We start from the raw sequence: 20,225 nt of genomic DNA on the forward strand, positions 1-20,225 counted from the left end.
GTCGCCTATACGTAGCCCGCGGTCCGGGTTGCCGTGGCGGACAACACGTCACGGCAACCTCGCCACATCTCGCTGATGATGTCTGCGGCGGGCCGGAGGTCATCGATGCGGCCGGCGACCTGACCGGTGTTGGCCACACTGGCGTCGAGGTCGCCGTCAAAGTACAAGCGCTGCACACGTTCCAGCGCTGACGTACCCGGCGTCCCCTCGGCGTCCAGACGCTGGGCCGCCGGTGTGCGGATGACGCGCATCATCCTGCGGCCGCCGAGTGGCAGCAGCACCGTCCCGTTGTCATCGGCATCGAGCACCGCTTGTTTGAAGTTGGCGTGCACCGGTGAATCGGCGCACGCCAGCAGCCGGGTGCCCATCTGCACGCCCTCGGCGCCGAGCACCATGGCCGCAGCCATCGAGCGCGCGTCGCAGATGCCGCCCGCCGCCACGATCGGCACATCGACATGATCGGCGATCAGTGGCAACAGCACCATGGTGGATGCGCCGAACCGGTTCTTGAAGCCGCCGCCTTCCACACCTTCGACGACAAGGCCGTCGACTCCGGCGTCGACGGCCTTCTTGGCGTCGGCGAGTGTCCCCACCACGTGGAACACCGTGATGCCGGCGTCGTGCAACCGGTCGGCGAACATGCCGGCGTCCCCGGCGGAGGTGGTGACGAAACGGATCTGGTTCTCGACCAGGATCTCCACCATCTTCGGATCACGGTTGAACAGCAGCGCGATGTTGGCCCCGACGGGGCGGTCGGTCAGGTCACGCACCCTCCGCAGATCGGCACGGCCCTGCTCCGACGTCGTCTCGATGATGCCCAGCCCGCCCGCGTTGGACACCGCCGCAGCCAGCTGGGCGCCAGCGATGAACGTCATGGGCGCCTGGATGATCGGAATCTCGGCGCCGGTCAGTGCGCATACGCGGTTGGGATGTTCAGGCCCGGTCATCGGGTTACCGGGTTGATCGAATGCACCAGGTCTATCGCCGCGCCAAGGGTGGTGAATCGTTCCTCGATGGTGTCGCCCGCCGGGTAGATGCGCACGGTGTCGACGCCGGCGTCGCACCAGACCTGCAGGCGATCGCGCACCATGTCCGCGGTACCGATCAGCGTCGTCGCGAGGATCATGTCGTCGGTGATCAGCGCCGCCGCACCGTCGCGGTCACCGGCCTGCCAGCGTTCCCGAACCGCCGCGGCGACGTCGGCCCAGCCCTGGCGGCTATACGCCTGGTTGTAGAAATTGGTTGAGGCCGAACCCATTCCACCGAGGCTGAACGCCAGTTCCGACTTCCGCGCGTCGATCATCGTTTTCAGCTGCGCTTCGTCGCGGGCGAAGGACACCTCGGCGCCCTGGCAGATGTCCAGGTCGGCGCGGGTCCGGCCGGAGCGACCGAGGCCGTCGTCGAGATGGGCGAAGTAGGCCTCGTCCGCGCCCTCCGGCACGAAGCTGGTGCCGAGCCAGCCGTCGGCGACCTCGCCGGTCAAGCGCAGCATGGCAGGCGTGAGACTGGCTATGTACAGCGGTATTTCGTGCTCTGCTCGCATCGACAACCGCATCGGCTTCACGTCGCCGCCCGGCAGCGGAATCTGGAACTGCTCGCCGGTGTACGTGATCCGATCGCCGGCGATGGCTTGCCGGATGATGTCGATGGTTTCCCGCATCCGGCCCAGCGGCTTGGCGAACGGCACACCGTGCAGACCTTCCATCACTTGTGGTCCCGAGGCGCCGAGTCCCAGCAGGAAGCGTCCGCCCGACAGGTTCGACAGCGTGACCGCCGCCTGGGCGATGGCCACCGGGGTACGGGTGCCGAGCTGAATGATGCCCGAGCCCAACAACATCCGGTCGGTGCACGCGGCGTAGTAACCCAACGCAGACGGCGCGTCGGATCCCCAGGCCTCGGCAACCCAGCAGATGTCGAGGCCCAACTTCTCGGCCTCGGAGACGAAAATCCTTTGGTGGTCCCAAGTTCCGAGGCTGGCGGCCTCGATGGTCGTCGCCGCGCGCATCAGCTTTCCGCCCGTCGCTTGATGTGCTCCAGAGCGCACTGCATACCGGACTCGAATTCGCGGAGCCGGTTGAAGACGATCTTCTGCTCCTTGTCTGGCATCTGGGCGATCGCCAGCGACAGGCCCGACGGCGCGGGACCCATCTGAGCCCATTGCACGAGCCGCGTTCCGGTGCCCTCGGGGCTCAGACTCAGCCGCCAGGTCGCGGTCGGGTTCTCGGCATCGCCGATGGCCCAAGCCATCACATGTTGTGGTTCGTACTCGACAATCTCGGATTCCGTCGACCATTCACCGAGTGCGGGATGGCTGTTGTGGCCAACGAATCGAGCGCCGACACGAGGTTCGTCGCTGCCGTCGAGCCACTCGACTCGCTGCAGCTCCGGGCTGCACTCGGGCATCACCGAGATGTCGGAAGCCAGTTCCCACACCCGCGCCACGGGCGCGTCGATCCAGGTCGAAACCTCGACGGTCGGGGCGTCGGCATACACCGCACCGGTCCATTCCATGATTTCAACTTCCCTTCCGTGCAGTCCGTTTGGCTGGGCGCCCCACGGTTTCCGCCCCAGGTTCTGCGGCGAAAAGTGTCCGGGCCGCCAACAGGAGCTTCAGTTCGGTGTTGACGTCCTCGAGTGGCTGCAGGCTCGATGTGGCCCGGCACATGGTGATCGCACCTTCGATCGCGCCGAGGGACATGGTGGCGAGCCGTCGCGCGACCGCGGTGTCGAGGCCATCCGCCATCAGACAATCGGTGATCAGCTGGTGCCAGGTGCGGAAAATCTGATTGGCGTGCTGTGCCAGTGCCGAGTCTGGCGGGGCGCTGACGGCGATGGACACCACCGGACATCCGGCGGCGAAGTTGCTCTGGCGCAGTAGTTTTCGCCAGAAAGCGGTGACCGCATCGACAACGGCGGCAGGTCCGCTAGACGCGGCATTCGAAATGAGCCGGGAGATCGCATCACCGCTGAGCTGCGCGGCCTCGTCGATGATCTGGGCACGCCCGCTCGGAAAATGATGATAGATCGACCCCCGGGGCGCCCCGCTCCGGCTGAGCACATCGTCGAGCGTGACGCCGTCGACGCCACGCTCGCGCAACAGCTCGACGGCGGCGAGCACCATCGACTGACGGGTATCGGTCGGCATGGGCAGCTCCTGGCGGGCGGATCATTCGGTTCGAATTGTGAATCGGATCATAATCAGGAGTCAATATCGCGCAACAATCCGCACATGGTCGCTCCATCTGAGGACGATTACCCCGCTCTACTATGAGTAGGCTCATAGCGGATCGGACGACTGTCCGCGGGAGAACCGGCCTAGAGCGTCCCGTCCAGATAGGCGGCGCGGCAGGCGCGTCGGGCCAATTTCCCGCTGGTGGTGCGCGGGATACCGCCCGCGGGCAGCAACCGGACGTCGGCGACGGTCACTGCGTGCCGCTCGGCCACCAGCGCGCGAATCGCGTCGATCGCCGGCTGCGGATCACTGCGGGCCGTGCCCGATGCACGTTCGGCGATGATCACGAGCTGGTCGCCACCATCGACCGGCACGGTGAACGCGGCCACGTACCCCCGCCGCACCAGGGCTGACGCGTCAGCAGCGGTGGCCTCGAGGTCATGCGGATAGTGATTTTGCCCGTCGATCGTGATGATGTCGGCCAGCCGCCCGGTCACGTACAACTCGCCGTCGAGGTAGAAGCCCAGATCGCCTGTACGCATCCAGCATCCGTCGACATCGGCGCCGTCAGCGTGACTGTCCTTCGGTAGGACGCACCGAAGCCGAGCCTGGAATACCTCACGCGTCTCGTCCGGCAGACCCCAGTAGCCGCGGCCGATGTTGTTGCCCTGCAACCAGATCTCGCCGACTCGCCCGTCGGGCTGCTCGGCTCCGGTGGCTGGGTCCACCATCACCGTCCACAGACTGCTGGCCGTCTGTCCACAGGAGACCTGCGCGACCGCACCCTGTGCATCCTCGGCCACCGCCACGGCGAAGCCCGCCGCGAGCTGGTCGCGGTCGAAGTACCGCACCGTCGCCTCCGCGTCAGGTGCGATGTTGGAGACGAAAAGTGTTGCCTCGGCGATGCCGTAGGACGGCTTGATCGCCGTCTTCGGCAGCCCGTACGGTTCGAACGCCGCGTTGAACGTGTTGATGGCGTCGAAGCTGACCGGCTCCGAGCCGACGATCATCACCACGTTGGCCAGGTCGATGTCGTCGCCAGGGCCCGGCGCACCACGATGCGCCGACCACTCGTAGGCGAAATTCGGTGCGGCGGTGACCACCCGGCCGACCTTCGACCCGTCGGACAACGCCTGGATCCACCGCAGCGGCCGACGGATGAATGCGGTGGGAGACAGCAACGTTGAGTGTCCGCCGTACACGGTAGGAAAGCCGATCATGGACAGACCCATATCGTGATACAGCGGCAGCCAGCTGACGCCGTGTGTGTTGCGGTCCAGCATGTCGATGGACAGGATCATCTGAATCAGATTGGTGCCCACGGCTTTGTGCGTGATCTCGACACCGACCGGCGGTCGGGTGGCGCCCGAGGTGTACTGCAGGTGAGAGACGTCGTCGATGTCGATGTGGACGGGATCGAACGCGGCGCCTTCGGCGTCGGGCACCTCATCGACCGCGACGACCGTCGGACTGCCCAAATCCGGGTGAGCGGACAGGAATTCGGTGACGGCGGACCGCGCCGACGCCGTCGTCAGGATCGCAGCTGGTCGCGCGTCGTGCAGCGCCGTGTCCAAACGTTCGGCGTGCCCCGGTAATTCGGGCGCGAACAGCGGCACCGCAATGGCGCCGGCCTTGATCGCCGCGAAGAACCCGGCGACGTAGTCGAGGCCCTGCGGCGCCATGATCGCAACTCGATCGCCACGCGCGGCGACCGCCTGGACCCGGGCCGCGATGGCCGCCAGGCGCACCCCGAGTTCGGACCAGGTCAGTTCTGTCGTCCGCACATCGGAGCCGGAGTAATCCAGGTAGCGGTAGGCCACCATGTCGGGCAGATGTGCGATGTTCCCGTCGATCAAGGCGATCAGCGTCGCGGTGGGCGGCAGCTTCACCCGCCCCGCCTCGTCGATGCAGTCCTCGATCTGGAACAGGGCGCTGCTCGATGTCATGTGTCCAGATTAGGGGGCAGATCAACCCAACGGCAGTGGCGCTCGACACTCCCAGGGGACGAACCGCCCCGAAACCGTCGAAAATGACTGGGCCGTCCGGGTTCTGGTCAAACAGGTCACCTGCGGGACCATTCCTCGGCCAGCAGCTCATAGGACCGCACCCGGTCGTGGTGGTCGTGAGTGATGGTCGTGATGATGAGCTCGTCCGCACCCGTGGCGTCGCGCAACCGCTCGAGCTGGTCGGCGACCTGGGCGGCCGATCCGACGAACTGGGTATCCACTCGGTCGGCGACGAGATCGCGTTCGGCGGCGGTCCAGGCGTGTGTCCGGGCTTCGGCCGGGGTCGGAAACGGGATCGCGCCTCCAGCCGTCCGGATACTGCGCACCCACAGGCCGTACCCGGCGGCGTGTTCCCGGGCGGTGGCCTCGTCTTCGGCGACGACGACGTCCGCCGAGACCGCGACGTAGGGCTCGCCGAGCTCGGCCGACGGCCGGAACGCGGCCCGGTAGGCGTCGGTCGCCTCCAGGACCGATGCCGGTGCGACGTGATAGTTGCCGGCGAAGCGCAGCCCTCTCGTGCCGGCAACGTCCGCACTCTCACCGCCGCTGCTGCCCAGGATCCAGATCTGGAGGTCAGCACCTTCGCCCGGCACAACCTGTGCCGTTAACCCATCCGCGTTGCGGTAGCCGCCGGCGATCAACGCCAGAATGTCGTCGATCTGGTCGGTGTAGTCCTGCGATTGCGCGCCCGGTAGCTGGAGCAGCGCCCGCTGGAGTGCGAATCGCGGGGACTTCAACAGCGGTAGCGGATCGAACTTCCCGGGGATCAGCAGTCCGTTTCCGCCAGTGCCATTGACCCGGGTGGCTGCCGCGGCGGGCACGGGCACCTTTGCTTCCCGCGGCTTGCCTCCGGAGCGACCCAGGCCGAGGTCGAACCGGCCGGGATGCAGAGCGTCGAGCAGGCCGAACTCCTCCACCGTCGCCACCGCGGTCCGGTGCCCCATCTGTACCGCGCCCGAACCCAGCCGGATGGTCGAGGTCTCCGCAGCGGTCAGCGCGAGCAGCACCGCCGGCGACGTGCCGGCAATACCGGGATTGAGGTGATGCTCGGCGAACCAGTAGCGCGCATAACCAAGCGCCTCCGCGCGCTTGGCGAGGTCAATGCTGTTGCGCAACGCCTGCGGCGCAGTCGAACCCGACGAGATGGGCACCAGATCGAGCACTGTCAGTAGAGTCGCCATGGTCTACGACGCCACCTCGGTGGACGGGTTCGTGCGGCGCGCCGGCCGCGGCAGCGGCGCCAGCCCCAGGTGGTCGCGCAACGTGCTGCCCGCGTATTCGGTGCGGAACGTGCCGCGCTCCTGCAGCAGCGGCACCACCTGGTCGACGAACACATCGAGACCGCCGGGTGTGATGTGCGGGACCAGGATGAATCCGTCACTGGCATCGGCCTGGACGAAGTCGTCGATGGTCGACGCGATCGTCTGGGCTGACCCGATGAACGACTGCCTGCCGGTGACTTCGATGATGAGCTCACGGCTGCTGAGGTGCTGCGCCTCGGCTTTGGCCCTCCACTCGGCGGCGGTCGCGAGCGGGTCGCGGAACATGCGCACGCTGGCCCGGCCGCGGGCGATCGTGTTCTCCCCCACGACCGGATCCACGGTGGGCAGCGGGCCGTCCGGATCATGGTCGGAAAGGTCCCGGTTCCAGAGCTGTTCGAGAAATTTGATCGCGGTCTGTGGAGAGACCTGGGCAAGCCGGACCTCGTGCGCGATGTCGGCCGCCTCCTGGTCGGTGTCGCCGATCACGAAGGTGGCGGCCGGCAGGATGAGTAACTCGTCATGGCGGCGCCCGTACCGGGCCAGCCTGCCTTTGACATCGGTGTAGAACGCCTGGCCGGCCTCCAGCGTGCTGTGTCTGGAGAAGATCGCATCGGCAGCGGATGCCGCGAACTCGCGGCCCTCGTCTGAATCGCCTGCCTGGAAGATCACTGGCCGGCCCTGAGGGCTGCGTGGCACGTTGAAGCGGCCGTGGATGTCGAAGTGGCTGTCCGTGTGCGCGAAGGCCCCGGCGTCGGGATCGGACAAGAACACGCCGGCAGCCTTGTCTGCCACGATCTCGTCACCGCGCCACGCGTCGACGAGCTCGAGCGCCGTCTCCAGGAACGTCTTGGCGCGCTCGTAACGCTGGTCCTCGGCAAGGAAGCCGCCACGGCGAAAGTTCTCCCCCGTGAACGCATCCCACGATGTCACGACGTTCCAGGCGGCACGGCCTGCGGACAGGTGGTCCAGCGAGGCGAATTGGCGGGCTACTTCGTAGGGCTCGTTGAACGTCGAATTGATGGTGCCGGTCAACCCGATTCGCTCCGTCACCGCAGCCAGTGCCGCCAGCACGGTGAAGGTGTCCGGACGACCGACCACGTCGAGGTCGTAGATGAGTCCGTTCTGTTCCCGCAGCCGCAGCCCTTCGGCCAGAAACAGGAAATCGAATTTCCCGCGCTCAGCGGTCTGGGCGAAATGTACGAACGAGCTGAACTCGATGTGGCTGCCGGCGGCCGGGTCGCTCCACACGGTGGTGTTGTTCACCCCGGGGAAGTGCGCGGCCAGGTGAATTTGCTTGACTGGCTTGCTCATTGGCTGATCCTCGGATTCTGCGTGTTTCAGTGGTTCAGACGAGCGCATAGCGGTTGGCGGGACGCGGCAGGCCGAGCAACCCGCGCAGCGTGTTCGCTTCGTACTCGCCGCGGAACAGCGCCCGTCGGCGCAGTTCGGGCACGAGCCGCTCGGTGATCTGGCGCAGGTCGTGGGGCAGCGTCGCCGGCCGCAGCCGGAAGCCCGCCAACCCGGCGGCGTGCCACTCCTGCAGCAGGTCGGCCAAGTCAGCGGCGGTACCGACGAAAATTCGCGCGTCACTGCGGTATTCGGATCCGGCGAGGTCATCGAGCCGACGCCGACGGGCCTGGGCCGCCAACTCGCTGTCGTCGAGAAAGACCACCAGGTCGCCGACGATGTGCAGCTTCTCGGAACCCCGGCCCACAGCCTGTTGGAGGGCACGGATCTCACCGACGATGTCTGCCGCATCCTGCGCGTCACGCGGGGTCACGAACCCGATGTCGGCACTGTGGGCGATCAACTCATAGGAGGCGCCGCCGTGGCCCAGGGCCGCGACTATCGGCTGGCCCTGCGGCGGGCGCGGCGTGATCGACGGGCCCTTGACCGAAAACCAGCGGCCTTCGAAGTCGATGTAGTGCAGCTTGTCCCGGTCGATGAATCGCCCCGTGGCGGCGTCGCGGATCTCCGCGTCGTCCTCCCAGCTGTCCCAGAGACGACGCAGTACCTCGACGTAATCGGCTGTCTCGGTGAAGTATTCACGGATCTGTCGTTCGACCGCCGGTTCACGCCGCCCGAAATGGGCGGCCACATCTCGGCGACCCGCGATCTGCACCCGGACGCCGGCCCGCCCGGCGCTCACGTAGTCCAGGGTGGCGATGGACTTCGACACGTGGAACGGCTCGGTATGGGTGACCACCGTCGTCGGCACCAGCCCGATCCGCTGAGTACGAGGTGCGACGCGGGCGGCGATGAGGACGGCATCCAACCGGCCGCGGACCCGATCGGTTCGATCGTCGGGCACGAACGGATCATCGGACTGCACCGCCAGCGAGTCCTCGATGGTGGCAAAGTCCAATGAGCCGCGTTCGGCCGCGACGATCAGATCGGTCCAGTAATCGGCACCGAACAGGTCTGCGGGTCGCGCGTCGGCTTCCCGCCATGCGGCCGGGTGCCATCCGGCGCCGTCCAGAGCCACTGCCAGATGGAATCGGCTCGACGAATGGGGCATCACGCGACCTGCTTTCCTGACGGGATACGACCACTGTGCCGAGCCACGCGTAGATCGCGGTGGCTGCGGCACCGTCAGCGCCAGGGAAGGGGAATAATCGGCCGACCGGCCGGCGGGTTCGGTCCGACGCCCATCGGCCTACCGCACCACCGCACCGGTAGCCGCGCCGGCCGGATCGCCGAAGACACCCCCGATGCCGCGGTCCGGACGCGATACACCGTCAAAATGGCTGCAGGTCAGCAGCTTTGACGCCATCACCCAGCACTGGAGTGCGCCCGTTCCGCGGCTCATCACGATTAGGGAGCCCGCACCGCGGAGTCGACCAGAGAATCTGCGCCGCGGCTTTCAACGCTCGCCGTCCGGCGCCATCGCCGAACGGAGACACCGAAGCCCCCTGAAATCATGACGATTGCAAACCCGCCTGGCTACCGGATGCCGCGGACCAGCCGGCCCGGACGGGCGCCGGTATCGATGCCGTGGCGGCGAGTGACGGTGCCGCTGACGATCGTCGCGTCGTAGCCACTTGCGCCCTGCACCAAGCGTTTTCCACCAGCCGGCAGGTCATGCACCATCTTGGGCGCGTGCAGGGTCAGCGCGTCGAGGTCGATGACGTTGATGTCGGCCTTCTTGCCCACGCTGATCACACCGCGGTCGGACATGCCGTAGAGCTGGGCAGTGTCGTGCGACTGCTTCCGGATGACGTACTCCAACGGCAGCTTCTCGCCGCGGTGACGGTCCCGGGCCCAGTGCGTGAGCAGGAACGTCGGGTACGACGCGTCGCAGATCATGCTGCAGTGCGCGCCGCCGTCCGAGAGGCCCAGCACCCCGGCCGGGTGCGTGAGCATCTCGCGGATGGCGTCGTGGTTACCGTCCGAGTAGTTGAACATCGGGTACATCAGCATGGCCCCGGCGTTGGCTTCGAGCATCAGGTCGTACATCGCGGCCAACTGGTCCACGCCGCGGCGTTCGGCGATCGCTGCGACGGTGCGTTCGACGGTCGGCTCGTAGTCCGGCGGTTCACCGATGTGGTACAGGCGATTTGCCGCATTCTGCGCCAGCATGAACATGCCGTCGAACAGCTTTGTGGGGTCGATCGGCAGGTCGTCCTCGGCCAGGATCGCGGCCCGCACCGCGGGCTCTGCCAGCTTCTCGGCGAGCTCTTCGCGCGTACATTCGGCGGCCAGCCGGCGGTAGGTCGGGCGGTGCGTGAATGCGTGATGGCCAGGGAAACCCAGCAGCATGCCGAAGGGCCGCGCCGCTACCTGCGGGAACAACCGGCTGCCCGCCTGATGCGCCGCGGCGGACAGGTCTAGCTGCTCGCGCCACAGATTCGGATCGGCGTCGACCTGGATGAGCGCGAAGCTCAACGCGCAGTCGATCTCCTCGCCGAGGCGGCGCATCCAGTCGAGTTCCTTGCGCGGCGCGACGATGTCCTCGCCGGCAGCGCCCTGCGGAGCCAGCTCGAAGACCGCCGCCCCGCCGGCCGAGGCGGCGCGTCCCAGAGCGAACAGCTCGTCCTCGGCGGCGAAGGTGCCGGGCACCGGCTCACCGTCCATGGCTCGGTGTGCCACGGTGCGTGACGACGAAAAGCCCAGGGCCCCAGCCTCGATCGCTTCCTGGACCAGTTTCGCCATGGCCTTGATGTCATCGGGGTTGGCGGGTTCGTTGCGGGCGCCGCGCTCCCCCATCGCGTACGCGCGGACCGCGCCGTGGGCGATCTGGGTGCCCATGTCCACGGCCAGTTCACGCTGACCGACGATGTCGAGATATTCGCCGAAAGTCTCCCAGCCCCACGTGATGCCCTCGGTCAGGGCGGTGCCGGGGATGTCCTCGACGCCTTCCATCAGCGCGATGAGCCATTCCTCCTGGCCGGGACGCACCGGCGCGAAGCCAACACCACAGTTGCCCGCGACCACCGTCGTCACCCCGTGGTTGCTCGACGGTTCCAGCACACTGTCCCAGCTGACCTGGCCGTCGTAGTGGGTGTGGATGTCCACGAACCCCGGCGCGACGATCTTGCCGCCGGCGTCGATGGTCTCGGCCGAATCACCGGACAGCACAGGATCATTCGGGCCGCGCCGATGAACCTCGACGATCTTGCCATCCTTGATCGCGACGTCGGCGGTGAACCGGTCGGCACCGGTGCCGTCGACGACAGTGCCACCGGTGATCTTCAGATCGAACACATCTGCTCCCTCGTTGCGACCCGCGACCATCAGTCAGCGGCAGTACTGTAACAGTGTTACACCGTGACGAGACGTAGATCTAGCGACTGGTCGCGATTGGGTGTGATTAGGTGTTCGGCATACCGGAAGCAGGTGGTCATGGCTGAGGCAACCCAGCGTGGGTCTGACGGCACGTCGAAAACTGTTGATGCTCAACTGATCCTCGATACCGCCGCGGCATTGCTGGAACGCGATGGCGTCTCCGGATTCTCCATGCGCAGCCTTTCCGAGCATCTCGGGGTCGCCGTCACATCGATCTATTGGCACGTCGGTGGACGCGACAAGCTGTTCGACCACCTGATCGACCGGCTGATCGACGTGATGGCCAGCCTTCCCGCCGTCGGCGACAACCCGACGGACCGCATCACCGCTCTGGCCCGCGCGCAGCGCACGGCGCTCATCGAACGCCAGCACCTGATGGCGATCGCGCATGAACGCGACCGCACACCGTCACTGTTCCAATCCGTGCAACAGACCCTCGCCGCCGAACTGGCCGCGCTGGGAATCACCGGAAATCAGGCGGCCCTGGCCTTGCGGTCCATCGAGGTGCACGTGATTTCGTCTGCGCTCATGCAGTTTTCGGCCATCCGCAGCGGTGAGCACGACGAGGAAGACGCGTCGCTGTGGGGCGACGACTGGCCGGACCAGAAGCTGGTCGAGGCCTTGCGCTCGCCCACCGACTACGACGCGGTATTCGAGTACGGTCTGGCCGCGCTCCTGGCGTCCCTGGTGTGAGTCACTTGGCGGCGAACCGGCGGTTGCGCAGCTTGGGCACCGCCTGCTCGCGCAGCACCCGGGCGCGTTCGGTCATGGCGCCGGCAATGGCCTCGGGGTGCGTGGTCAGGTAGAAACCACCCGCCGCCGACTGCGCGAAGATGGCCTCGGCGGCGGTGAGCGGATCCATGGCGGAGAGCTGGTGCATGGCGGTGCGCTCGGACGCTGACGCATCGGCCGCGGCACCGTGGCTCTCGACCCCACCGGCGGCGGTGAAGATGTTCGACTGCACCGGGCCCGGCAAGACCGCCTGTACACAGATGTGGTGGTCGTGGCCGGCCAGTTCGACCTCGACACGCAGGCACTCGGTCAGCGCCAGCACGGCGTGCTTGCTGACGATGTACGGCGCCTGCAGCTGCACCGTCGACACGCCGCCGACGGACGACATGTTCCATACCCACGCCGGTTCGCCCGACGCCAACATGGCGGGCAGGAAGGCCCGCACTCCGTGGAAGACGCCGCTGACGTTGATGTCCATGACGCGCTCCCAGTTGGCGACCGGGGTATCCCACAGGTAGCCGAACTGTTCGATGCCGGCGTTGTTCACCAGCAGGCGCACTGGGCCGATTTCGCTGTTGACCCGGTCGGCCAGGGTCTGCACGGCCTCGGCGTCCCGGACGTCACATACCGCGTCCACGGCGGTCGTGCCGGCCGCGGTCAGCTCGTCACGCAGGGCGGCGACCGCATCGGCATTGACGTCGGCCAGCACCGTCGTCATACCCAGTTGGGCCGCGTACCTGGCCAAGCCGGCCCCGATCCCCGAGCCGGCCCCCGTGATGACCGCAACCCCACCACCGAACAGTTCCTGTGCACCCATGGCCGAAGTAAATCGCAGGGCGGGGGCTCGGGCAGGCAGAAAGTCCGATCAGTGGAATGCCGGTCAGACCGGCTGGACCTCGACTTCGGCCTTCGGCGCCGCGCGCAGCACGCATCGGGCATAGCCGATCCAGCTCACCACACAGGCCACAAAGGCGATGGCGATCATCGGGTAGACCGCCTGACCGAGAACCACTGCGACAGAATCACTTCCGGCCAAGCGCCGGTCGACCGCGCCGCCCGTCATCAACGGCAGCAGGCTGACGACGAAGCAGGCAATCGAGGCGGCCAACGCGGTGCCGAACATGGCGCGCCCTGCGGCAACGATCATCGTGCCGGCCGCGAGCAGGATCAGCACCGCGAAGGGCAGCGGCCGCAGCTCGGCGCCGAGGTGCCCGCTGATGTCCCAGCTCCCCCAGCCGCTCATGGTGCCGCGGCCATGGTCGTTGTGGGCGGTGTACCACGGCAGCACGGCCGCGACCACGATCATCGCGAAGGCGATGACTCCCATCGCCCAGCGCGTCAATACATTCTCGATGCTCAACTCCCGGTAAATGTGGGCTGCATCAGCGTCAGCATGGCCATCGCCAAACTGATGAGCAGACACAGACTCAACACGATCATCGCACCAACCAGCAGCCAGCGGCCCATTCGTCGGCGAATGCGCGTCAATTTTGCGTTGTGGCATTCCTCGACATAACCGACGGCAACCATCGCGAAGGCGACGTCGATGTGTTCGTCCCCGACAGTGGCCGCGCCCGCCGCGATCTCCTGCAGGCGTCCGGGCTCGATCTGCACTCCGGCGACGGCGAATCGCCGACTCAGCCGGCGCGCCTGCGCCCGCGTGAGCGGGTGGTCGCACACGTGCACGTGGTGTCGCGGGGCTGCCACTTACGTCGTTCCCTCGATCCGGGCACCCGCCCGAATGCCGAAGGCGCCCAAGAGTGAAGTTACTCCGACGGGCGCCTTCGCACACTGCGACAGCAGGAATTTACAGACCCATGTCCTTGGCGATGATCATCTTCATGACCTCACTGGTTCCGCCGTAGATGCGGCCGACACGGTTGTCGGCGTACAGCCGGGCGATCGGGTACTCGTTGATGTAGCCGTAGCCGCCGTGCAGCTGCAGGCAGCGGTCGATCACGCGGGCAGCCGCGTCGGTGCAGAACAGCTTGGCCTTGGCGGCGTCGGCGGCGGACAGCTCGTCGAGGTCGTGGGCCTCCATGGCGCGGTCGACGACGGCTTCCATCGCGTCGACGTCGGCCTGGCAGGCGGCGAGCTCGAACTTGGTGTTCTGGAACGAGGAGACCGGCTTGCCGAACACCGTGCGGTCCTTGGTGTACTGCACGGCGAACCGGACTGCGGCCTTGGCCTGTGCGTAGGCGCTGACGGCGATGCCGAGCCGCTCACGGGGCAGGTTCTGGCCGAGGTAGTTGAAGCCCTGGTTGGCCTCACCGAGGATGTCCTCGACCGGGACCTTGACGTCGGTGAAGTTCAGCTCGGCGGTGTCCGAGCAGCGCAGGCCCAGCTTGTCGAGCTTGCGGCCGACCGAGTAGCCCTCCAGCTTGGTATCGACCACCAGCAGCGAGATGCCGAAGCGACGGTCGTCTTCCTTGGGAGCGGAGGTGCGGGCGCAGACGATCACGCGGTCGGCGTGCACACCACCGGTGATAAAGGTCTTGGAGCCGTTGAGGACGTAGTGGGTGCCGTCCTCGGAAAGCTTTGCGGTGGTGCGCATTCCAGCCAGGTCGGAGCCGGTGCCGGGTTCGGTCATCGCGATCGCGAACATGATCTCGCCGCTGAGCATGCCGGGGAACCAGCGCTTCTTCTGCTCTTCGTTGCCGATGTCGCGGATGTAGGGCAGACACAGGCCGACGTGCACGCTGGAGCCACCGAACGAAACCGCGGCGCGCGACAGTTCTTCGGTGAGGATCGCCTGGAACTTGTACGAACTGAGGCCCTCGCCGCCGTACTCGGTCGGAATCTCCGCGCCGAAGATGCCGAGTTCGCCGAGCTTGTAATAGAAGTCGCGCGGCACCAGGCCCTTTTCGAACCACTCGTCGTAGACGGGGCTCACCTCGGACTCAACGAAGGACCGGATCATCGCCCGGTAATCCTCGTGCTCTTCGCTGTAGACCTCGCGTTTCACAGACATCTCCTCAAAAGTGGTGAACAGTGTTAGCTTGTTGCCGTCACAATAAGCTAACAACGTTCGCTAATTCAAGGGAGACGCAGATGGGTAGGCCCCGCGTACCACTGCTCAACCGCGAACTCATCCGTGACACCGCGCTGGAACTGATCGATCGCGACGGCCTCGCCGAGATGTCGATGCGCAAGCTGGCTGGCGAACTGGGCGTCCAGGCGTCGTCGCTGTACAAGCACTACCCCACCAAAGACGACGTGCTGGACGCCGTCGCGAGTCGGGTGGCGGGCGAAATCGACACATCGGGGTTCGACCGCGGCGATGACTGGCAGGACGCGCTGGCGGCGTGGGCCCGCTCCCACCGCGCGGCGTTGGCCGCCCACCCGAATCTTGTGCCCTACCTGGCGACCGGGCCGGGCCGTCGCGACGTGAGTCTGCGGATCGCCGATGCCGTGCACGGTGGTCTGGTCGGCGCCGGCTGGCCGCCCCGCGAAGCCACACTCATCGGCGCCGCGACCCGGTCACTGGTCCTCGGCTCGACCGTCGGCTCGTTCTCCCGCGGTTTCACCGACGACGTGCAGGTCTACCGGGACCGCTACCCGCACATGGGCCAGGCACACCTGCTGCGTGGCAAGGCCGACCAGATCGACGCAGCGGGTTTCGAACTGGCCTTGACGTCGTTCATCGACGGTTTGGCGATCCGCTTCGCAGCCCTCCAGTGATTTCGGCGTGATTTGTAGCGTTCGCCGCTACGAATCACGCCGAAATCACAGCGGAGCAGTGGGTGGAACCGGTCTGCTGCACGGCGCGTCCATAGACACATGGACACTCGCGCTCTCGACGACTTCTTGCGGGCTCATGACGGCGTCATCACGCTGGCTCAGGCAACCACGGCCGGGCTCGACCGCTATGCGGTCGAACGGAGGGTCAAATCCGGTCGTTGGCTGCGGTGTTCACCCGGCGTCTTCTTCGTGGACGACCGGCCGCTCACCGATGCCGGACGCATCCGCGCCGGCGTATGGGCGTACGGACCGCAAGCGACAGCAAGTGGTCTCGCAGCGGCCTGGTGGCACGACCTCTGCAAGTTCCCACCAGACATCGTCGAGGTCACCGTGCCGCGCAACAGCAACGGGCGTCGCCGCACGGGCACCCGGGTGCGGCGGCGAGACCTACTTGCGGGCGACATCGTCGACCGTCATGGCATGCGAGTCACCGCGCTACCACTGACAGTGGTCGAGGCTGCAGTGCGGCGCGGCGGTGGCGTGCGGCTGATGGACACGGCTCTGCAGCGACACGTCGCATTGCAGCCGTTGTGGGACGCCCACTTACGCAACAAAGGTCGACATGGTTCGCCCGCATCCCGCCGACTCCTGGTGGCCGCTGCCGACGGGGCGCGATCGGAGGCCGAACGCTTGTTGGTGCAGCTGTTGCGCGACAACAAGATCACCGGCTGGAAGGCCAACCATCCTGTAGCGGGATACAAGGTCGATGTGGTCTTCGGCTACGAACGTGTCGCCATCGAGACTGATGGGTTCGCATTTCACAGCAGCGCGGCCGATTTCCAGAACGATCGTGAACGACAGAACAAGATTGCGCTGGCCGGCTACCAGGTGTTGCGATTCACCTGGCTCGACCTAACCGAGCATCCCGACAGAGTCCTCGCGGAAATCTGCCGTGCCCTGCGATTTCGGCGTGATTTGTAGCGTTCTTCGCTACAAATCACGCCGAAATCACTTGTCTTGCGGTTTGGCGCCGCCGCTGAAGGGGTTCAGCCTCGACACGCCCGGGATGTTCGACAGCAGCCGGAACACCTCATTGCCGGTATTCACCAGCGCCTCGAGTTGCGGCAGCAGGGCGTCGAGCGTGCGGAACATGGGATCGGCCATGGCCATGAACCGCTCGGTGCGGTCGATCGTGGTGTTGAGCCGCTCGGTGGCCACCGCCAGATTCTCGATGAGATCGGGTACCTGGGCGGCGAGTTGGACGGAGGCCGGCGGGATGCGCAAAGCACCGCTGGCCACCGCCTGAGTCATCTCGACGGCGGACTGGGCGGCATCAACCGCGGACTGGGCTGCGGCCTTCAGGTCGCTGGGCTTCGGAATCATTTGACCGGCCATACAGTTAACTGTGCCGCACCCAGGCCCGCCTGTCCCGTGATCGACACGGCTACACGTCGGTAACGCTGCTCACGATCTCTGGCGGCAGTACCAGGATCTTGACGTGCTCATCGGGATTTCGCAGTGCTGTGAACGCATCTGCGATGCCGTCGAGCCCGGTACGTCCGGTGATCAGCGCCTCGGCGTCGATCTCGCCGGCGGCCAGTCGGGCCAGCACCTTCTCGTAGGCCTGCTCGTACGGGCCGTGCCCGAAGTTGATCGCGATCTGCCGCATCTGGGCCACCACCGGGATGATGGTCTCCTCGGCGAACGGCGAGGCCACCACCTGAATCCGCGAACCCCACGGCAGCGTGTGGGTCAGCGTGTTGAGCGTGCCGACACGCCCGCTGCATTCGTAGGCGATCAGCAGCCCGCCGCCGGTCTTGCCGCCGGCCAGCAATTCGTTGTAGACCTCGATCGGGTCCTGTTCGTTCGGGTCGACGACGATGTCGGCGCCCATCTTGGCGGCCAACTCACGGCGCTTCGGCGACGGTTCCGAGGCGATGACGAGGTGCGCCCCGGCGGCCTTGGCGGCCAGGATCGTGCCCAAACCGATCGAGCCGCAGCCGATCACGAGCGCGGTGTCCGCGGGCGTCAGGCCCGACTGCTGCATGTGCATCTCGCCGACGTGCAGCGGCTCGGCCAAGGAGGCATGTTCGAGCGACAAGCCGTCGGGCACGTGCCGGACCCAGAAGGCGTCGACGACGATGTACTCGCCGAAGGCGCCGTGGTAGTCGTTCGAGTAGCCGATGATCGTCGGCATCCCGTTCTGTTCGGTGGTGATACCCAGCCCGGTGACCCGGTCGCCCTCAGCGAAATCCTCGACGCCCGCACCGGTTTCGATGACGGTGCCGGCCCACTCGTGGCCGAGCACGACCGGACGGGTGGCGTCGAAAACAGCGAACGGGAAGCCCGCGCCGGCGGCGACCGCCACGAACCGGCACGGGTCCTTGGACATGCTCAGGTCGCTGCCACAGATGCCGCAGGCGGCCACCTTGATCCGCAGCTGGCCGGGACCGGTGGCCGGCGGCTCCGGCACGTCGGTCACGGTGAACTGGCCGTCGATGAACTGTGCTGCCCTCATGCGTGCGCTCCTGCGGTGTTGAGGTCGTTGGCCGGCGCCGGAGTGGCGGGCAGGTCGGTCGGCTGCCCGTAGTAGTCGGTGTACGCCTTGGTGATGGCGCCGACCAGGTTGCCGATCAGCACCTCTGAATTGTCTTGTGCGAACTGCAGACTGGCCTGACGCGCGACGTTGCGACGGCGGAAGTGTGGGATGACCTCCGAGGCGAACAGCTCGTAGCTGCGCTTGGTGTTCTCCCAGTCGGCCAGGTCCACGTGCATGATCAGCAGGGTGCCGAAACCGCCGGTCTTCTCGATCAAGCGATCGATCTGGGCGATGGCGTCCTCCGGCGTGCCGATGATCGCCTGACCGAACTCACCGAGCGACTCGCCCCGCCAGTAGTCGATGATGCCGGCCGGGGTCTGTGCCCAGTCGGGGTTGATGCCCTGCTGGCGGTTGACGTACTCGGCGATGGCGTGGATGCGGCGGCTGACGGCGCGCTCGGCTTCTTCCCGGGTCTCGGCGATGAACATCGGGTTGACCAGACGCCAGGTGTCGCGGTTGGCGACGTAGCCGTTTTCCGCCGAAACCTGTTCGTACACACCCCAGTTGCGGTCCAGCGACTCGTAGCCGGCCTGCGAGCTGGCAGCCAGCGACAGCAGCGACAGGCCGTGCTTGCCGGCGAGCACCGAACCGTTGGGCGAGATGGTCGAGGCGGTGGCGACCTCGATGCCGGCCGGGTTGTAGGTCGGCAGCTGAGCGCGGGCGTCGCGCAAGGTGAACCAGTCGGTCTCCATGTTGACGACCTCGCCGCGCAACAGTGCGAGCACGGCCTCCAGGGCCTCACCCTGCATGCGGCGCTGGTTGGTGGTCGTGATGCCCATCATGTGCGCGTCGAGCGGGATCTTGCCGGGGCCGGTACCGACGATCAGTCGGCCGCGGGTCTGCAGGTCCAGTTGGGTGATGCGGTCAGCAGTGATCAGCGGGTGGTGGTACGGCAGCGACATCACGCCAGTGCCGAAGCGGATGCGCTCGGTGCGCTCGGCCGCGGCGGCGATGAACACATCGGGCGCCGGGACGATTTCGGCGCCGGTCGAGTGGTGCTCCCCCATCCACGCCTCTTCGAAGCCGAGGTGGTCCAGGTGGGTCATCAGGTCGATGTCGCGGCGCAACTGCAGCGCCGGGTCGGCATTGAGCGGATGGTACGGGGCGAGGAACGCCCCGAATTTCATGGACGTCGGGCTCCACTGGGCAGCGCTGCTCACGGTGGTCTCCTGGTTCTCGGTGAGGGATGTCTCGGCTTTCTCGGCCGACTGTAATCCGATCACCCGATTGGATCAAGTGATCCAATACTTTTGGCCGCGCCAGGTAAGACTTTGCGCAGGTAGAGGCATGCGGGGCGGGCAGGAGGTCGCGAGCTATCCGCGAATTTTCGGTAGCTACTTCACCTTCGGCGTCAGGAGTTGAGCAGGCGCTCGGTACCGCCGACGACGAACGTCACGAGGTCTTCGTAGAACGCTTCCAGCGCCGGGGCGGAGAGCTTGGCCCGGTCCCATTCGTCGGCCCGGCTGAGACCCTGTACGAAGCCCATGATCGACACCGCCCAGCGCGCCTCCAGCCGATCCTCGGCCGCGTTCGGGAAGGTCCGGCGGACCTGCGCCAGCAAGGCGACGCGCAGCTTGGGCTCGATGGTTTCGTCGGCCGGACCGGCCTGGGTGATCTGCGCCATGATCTTGATCCAGCGCATCCCGCGGGTGCGTTGGCGACGCAGCAGATCGAGATAGGGCGCGGTGACGGCGCGGACCAACGCGTCGGGCGACGGCGCGGCCGAATCCGCCGCCAGCACATCGACATTCGCCTGGATGGCCGAGCCCACCGCGGCGCCGAGGTCCAGCACCACCGCGCGCAGCAGTTCGTCCTTGGAACCGAAGTGGTAGTGCACCGACGCGGCGCCGAGGCCGGCCGCGGCGTTGACCGAACGCACCGAGACGGCGTCCACGCCCTGCTCGGCGAACAGCTTCTCGGCCATCTTCACCAACTTGGCGCGGGTGGCATTGCCCTGGCGGTTCTGCGATGTGCCCGACACGTCGAAA

Annotated in this window: 21 protein-coding genes; 3 read left to right on the forward strand and 18 right to left on the reverse strand. The window is 66.6% G+C overall.

The annotated features are described in order from the left end of the window. Positions 1-5: 5 nt before the first annotated feature. From ACNO8X_RS16750 to ACNO8X_RS16795, 10 genes are all read right to left on the reverse strand, one after another. On the reverse strand, positions 6-947 hold the full coding sequence (locus tag ACNO8X_RS16750) for an NAD(P)H-dependent flavin oxidoreductase (protein ID WP_418001923.1): 942 nt from the start codon (positions 945-947) through the stop codon (positions 6-8). Further along, complete coding sequence (locus tag ACNO8X_RS16755) at positions 944-2,005, reverse strand: LLM class flavin-dependent oxidoreductase (protein ID WP_418001924.1); 1,062 nt, start codon at positions 2,003-2,005, stop codon at positions 944-946. The genes ACNO8X_RS16750 and ACNO8X_RS16755 overlap by 4 nt, the downstream gene beginning before the upstream one ends. Further along, positions 2,005-2,511 (reverse strand): SRPBCC family protein, encoded by a 507-nt coding sequence (locus tag ACNO8X_RS16760; protein ID WP_418001925.1) that lies wholly within the window; start codon positions 2,509-2,511, stop codon positions 2,005-2,007. Before ACNO8X_RS16760 ends, ACNO8X_RS16755 begins: the two co-directional genes overlap by 1 nt. A 4-nt stretch (positions 2,512-2,515) precedes the next feature. Beyond that, entirely contained in the window at positions 2,516-3,121 is a 606-nt protein-coding gene (locus ACNO8X_RS16765) for a TetR/AcrR family transcriptional regulator (RefSeq protein WP_418001926.1), read from the reverse strand. A gap of 194 nt (positions 3,122-3,315) precedes the next feature. Beyond that, positions 3,316-5,118, reverse strand: a complete 1,803-nt coding sequence (locus ACNO8X_RS16770; RefSeq protein WP_418001927.1) for a fatty acyl-AMP ligase — start codon at positions 5,116-5,118, stop codon at positions 3,316-3,318. Positions 5,119-5,234: 116 nt separating this feature from the next. Then, the gene (locus ACNO8X_RS16775; protein WP_418001928.1) at positions 5,235-6,359 is read right to left on the reverse strand and encodes an LLM class flavin-dependent oxidoreductase; all 1,125 of its coding nucleotides are present in this window, start codon (positions 6,357-6,359) and stop codon (positions 5,235-5,237) included. A gap of 3 nt (positions 6,360-6,362) precedes the next feature. Beyond that, entirely contained in the window at positions 6,363-7,751 is a 1,389-nt protein-coding gene (locus ACNO8X_RS16780; RefSeq protein ID WP_418001929.1) for an NtaA/DmoA family FMN-dependent monooxygenase, read from the reverse strand. A 34-nt stretch (positions 7,752-7,785) separates the two neighbouring features. After that, positions 7,786-8,958, reverse strand: a complete 1,173-nt coding sequence (locus ACNO8X_RS16785) for an LLM class flavin-dependent oxidoreductase (RefSeq protein ID WP_418001930.1) — start codon at positions 8,956-8,958, stop codon at positions 7,786-7,788. Between the two features lie 138 nt (positions 8,959-9,096). Further along, positions 9,097-9,249, reverse strand: coding sequence for a hypothetical protein (locus ACNO8X_RS16790; RefSeq protein ID WP_418001931.1), 153 nt, complete (start codon positions 9,247-9,249; stop codon positions 9,097-9,099). 134 nt (positions 9,250-9,383) lie between these two features. Beyond that, the gene (locus ACNO8X_RS16795) at positions 9,384-11,144 is read right to left on the reverse strand and encodes an N-acyl-D-amino-acid deacylase family protein (RefSeq protein WP_418001932.1); all 1,761 of its coding nucleotides are present in this window, start codon (positions 11,142-11,144) and stop codon (positions 9,384-9,386) included. Positions 11,145-11,282: 138 nt separating this feature from the next. Here ACNO8X_RS16795 and ACNO8X_RS16800 point away from each other — a divergent pair, with 138 nt between their 5' ends. Beyond that, on the forward strand, positions 11,283-11,918 hold the full coding sequence (locus ACNO8X_RS16800; protein ID WP_418001933.1) for a TetR/AcrR family transcriptional regulator: 636 nt from the start codon (positions 11,283-11,285) through the stop codon (positions 11,916-11,918). A gap of 1 nt (position 11,919) precedes the next feature. On the opposite strand, the gene ACNO8X_RS16805 is transcribed toward ACNO8X_RS16800, so the two are convergent. The 4 genes from ACNO8X_RS16805 to ACNO8X_RS16820 all read right to left on the reverse strand — a co-directional run bounded on the left by ACNO8X_RS16805 (position 11,920) and on the right by ACNO8X_RS16820 (position 14,922). After that, complete coding sequence (locus ACNO8X_RS16805; RefSeq protein ID WP_418001934.1) at positions 11,920-12,774, reverse strand: SDR family NAD(P)-dependent oxidoreductase; 855 nt, start codon at positions 12,772-12,774, stop codon at positions 11,920-11,922. Positions 12,775-12,837: 63 nt separating this feature from the next. Then, on the reverse strand, positions 12,838-13,317 hold the full coding sequence (locus tag ACNO8X_RS16810; RefSeq protein WP_418001935.1) for a hypothetical protein: 480 nt from the start codon (positions 13,315-13,317) through the stop codon (positions 12,838-12,840). Beyond that, on the reverse strand, positions 13,314-13,664 hold the full coding sequence (locus tag ACNO8X_RS16815) for a hypothetical protein (RefSeq protein ID WP_043986930.1): 351 nt from the start codon (positions 13,662-13,664) through the stop codon (positions 13,314-13,316). The genes ACNO8X_RS16810 and ACNO8X_RS16815 overlap by 4 nt, the downstream gene beginning before the upstream one ends. Positions 13,665-13,764: 100 nt before the next feature. Beyond that, complete coding sequence (locus ACNO8X_RS16820; RefSeq protein WP_418005930.1) at positions 13,765-14,922, reverse strand: acyl-CoA dehydrogenase family protein; 1,158 nt, start codon at positions 14,920-14,922, stop codon at positions 13,765-13,767. An 86-nt stretch (positions 14,923-15,008) separates the two neighbouring features. On the opposite strand from ACNO8X_RS16820, the gene ACNO8X_RS16825 reads away from it, so the two are divergent. Beyond that, the gene (locus tag ACNO8X_RS16825) at positions 15,009-15,638 is read left to right on the forward strand and encodes a TetR/AcrR family transcriptional regulator (RefSeq protein WP_418001936.1); all 630 of its coding nucleotides are present in this window, start codon (positions 15,009-15,011) and stop codon (positions 15,636-15,638) included. Between the two features lie 99 nt (positions 15,639-15,737). After that, positions 15,738-16,619 (forward strand): DUF559 domain-containing protein, encoded by an 882-nt coding sequence (locus ACNO8X_RS16830; RefSeq protein ID WP_418001937.1) that lies wholly within the window; start codon positions 15,738-15,740, stop codon positions 16,617-16,619. A 27-nt stretch (positions 16,620-16,646) separates the two neighbouring features. Here ACNO8X_RS16830 and ACNO8X_RS16835 read toward each other — a convergent pair whose 3' ends face one another. The 4 genes from ACNO8X_RS16835 to ACNO8X_RS16850 all read right to left on the reverse strand — a co-directional run bounded on the left by ACNO8X_RS16835 (position 16,647) and on the right by ACNO8X_RS16850 (position 20,218). Then, complete coding sequence (locus tag ACNO8X_RS16835) at positions 16,647-17,033, reverse strand: hypothetical protein (protein ID WP_043396291.1); 387 nt, start codon at positions 17,031-17,033, stop codon at positions 16,647-16,649. Positions 17,034-17,082: 49 nt separating this feature from the next. Next, positions 17,083-18,156, reverse strand: a complete 1,074-nt coding sequence (locus ACNO8X_RS16840) for an alcohol dehydrogenase catalytic domain-containing protein (RefSeq protein ID WP_418001938.1) — start codon at positions 18,154-18,156, stop codon at positions 17,083-17,085. After that, positions 18,153-19,397 (reverse strand): LLM class flavin-dependent oxidoreductase, encoded by a 1,245-nt coding sequence (locus ACNO8X_RS16845; RefSeq protein WP_418001939.1) that lies wholly within the window; start codon positions 19,395-19,397, stop codon positions 18,153-18,155. The genes ACNO8X_RS16840 and ACNO8X_RS16845 overlap by 4 nt, the downstream gene beginning before the upstream one ends. A 191-nt stretch (positions 19,398-19,588) precedes the next feature. Then, complete coding sequence (locus ACNO8X_RS16850) at positions 19,589-20,218, reverse strand: TetR/AcrR family transcriptional regulator (protein WP_418001940.1); 630 nt, start codon at positions 20,216-20,218, stop codon at positions 19,589-19,591. Between the last annotated feature and the right edge of the window lie 7 nt (positions 20,219-20,225).

It is taken from the genome of Mycobacterium sp. PDNC021 (assembly GCF_048282635.1).
GTDB classification, from domain to species: domain Bacteria; phylum Actinomycetota; class Actinomycetes; order Mycobacteriales; family Mycobacteriaceae; genus Mycobacterium; species Mycobacterium llatzerense.

Bases quoted from the DNA above. Each gene is read 5' to 3' on its own strand.
- ACNO8X_RS16750 (WP_418001923.1), bottom strand. From the start codon at position 947: ATGACCGGGCCTGAACATCCCAACCGCGTATGCGCACTGACCGGCGCC.
- ACNO8X_RS16755 (WP_418001924.1), bottom strand. From the start codon at position 2,005: ATGCGCGCGGCGACGACCATCGAGGCCGCCAGCCTCGGAACTTGGGAC.
- ACNO8X_RS16760 (WP_418001925.1), bottom strand. From the start codon at position 2,511: ATGGAATGGACCGGTGCGGTGTATGCCGACGCCCCGACCGTCGAGGTT.
- ACNO8X_RS16765 (WP_418001926.1), bottom strand. From the start codon at position 3,121: ATGGTGCTCGCCGCCGTCGAGCTGTTGCGCGAGCGTGGCGTCGACGGC.
- ACNO8X_RS16770 (WP_418001927.1), bottom strand. From the start codon at position 5,118: ATGACATCGAGCAGCGCCCTGTTCCAGATCGAGGACTGCATCGACGAG.
- ACNO8X_RS16775 (WP_418001928.1), bottom strand. From the start codon at position 6,359: ATGGCGACTCTACTGACAGTGCTCGATCTGGTGCCCATCTCGTCGGGT.
- ACNO8X_RS16780 (WP_418001929.1), bottom strand. From the start codon at position 7,751: ATGAGCAAGCCAGTCAAGCAAATTCACCTGGCCGCGCACTTCCCCGGG.
- ACNO8X_RS16785 (WP_418001930.1), bottom strand. From the start codon at position 8,958: ATGCCCCATTCGTCGAGCCGATTCCATCTGGCAGTGGCTCTGGACGGC.
- ACNO8X_RS16790 (WP_418001931.1), bottom strand. From the start codon at position 9,249: ATGAGCCGCGGAACGGGCGCACTCCAGTGCTGGGTGATGGCGTCAAAG.
- ACNO8X_RS16800 (WP_418001933.1), top strand. From the start codon at position 11,283: ATGGCTGAGGCAACCCAGCGTGGGTCTGACGGCACGTCGAAAACTGTT.
- ACNO8X_RS16805 (WP_418001934.1), bottom strand. From the start codon at position 12,774: ATGGGTGCACAGGAACTGTTCGGTGGTGGGGTTGCGGTCATCACGGGG.
- ACNO8X_RS16825 (WP_418001936.1), top strand. From the start codon at position 15,009: ATGGGTAGGCCCCGCGTACCACTGCTCAACCGCGAACTCATCCGTGAC.
- ACNO8X_RS16830 (WP_418001937.1), top strand. From the start codon at position 15,738: ATGGACACTCGCGCTCTCGACGACTTCTTGCGGGCTCATGACGGCGTC.
- ACNO8X_RS16835 (WP_043396291.1), bottom strand. From the start codon at position 17,033: ATGGCCGGTCAAATGATTCCGAAGCCCAGCGACCTGAAGGCCGCAGCC.
- ACNO8X_RS16840 (WP_418001938.1), bottom strand. From the start codon at position 18,156: ATGAGGGCAGCACAGTTCATCGACGGCCAGTTCACCGTGACCGACGTG.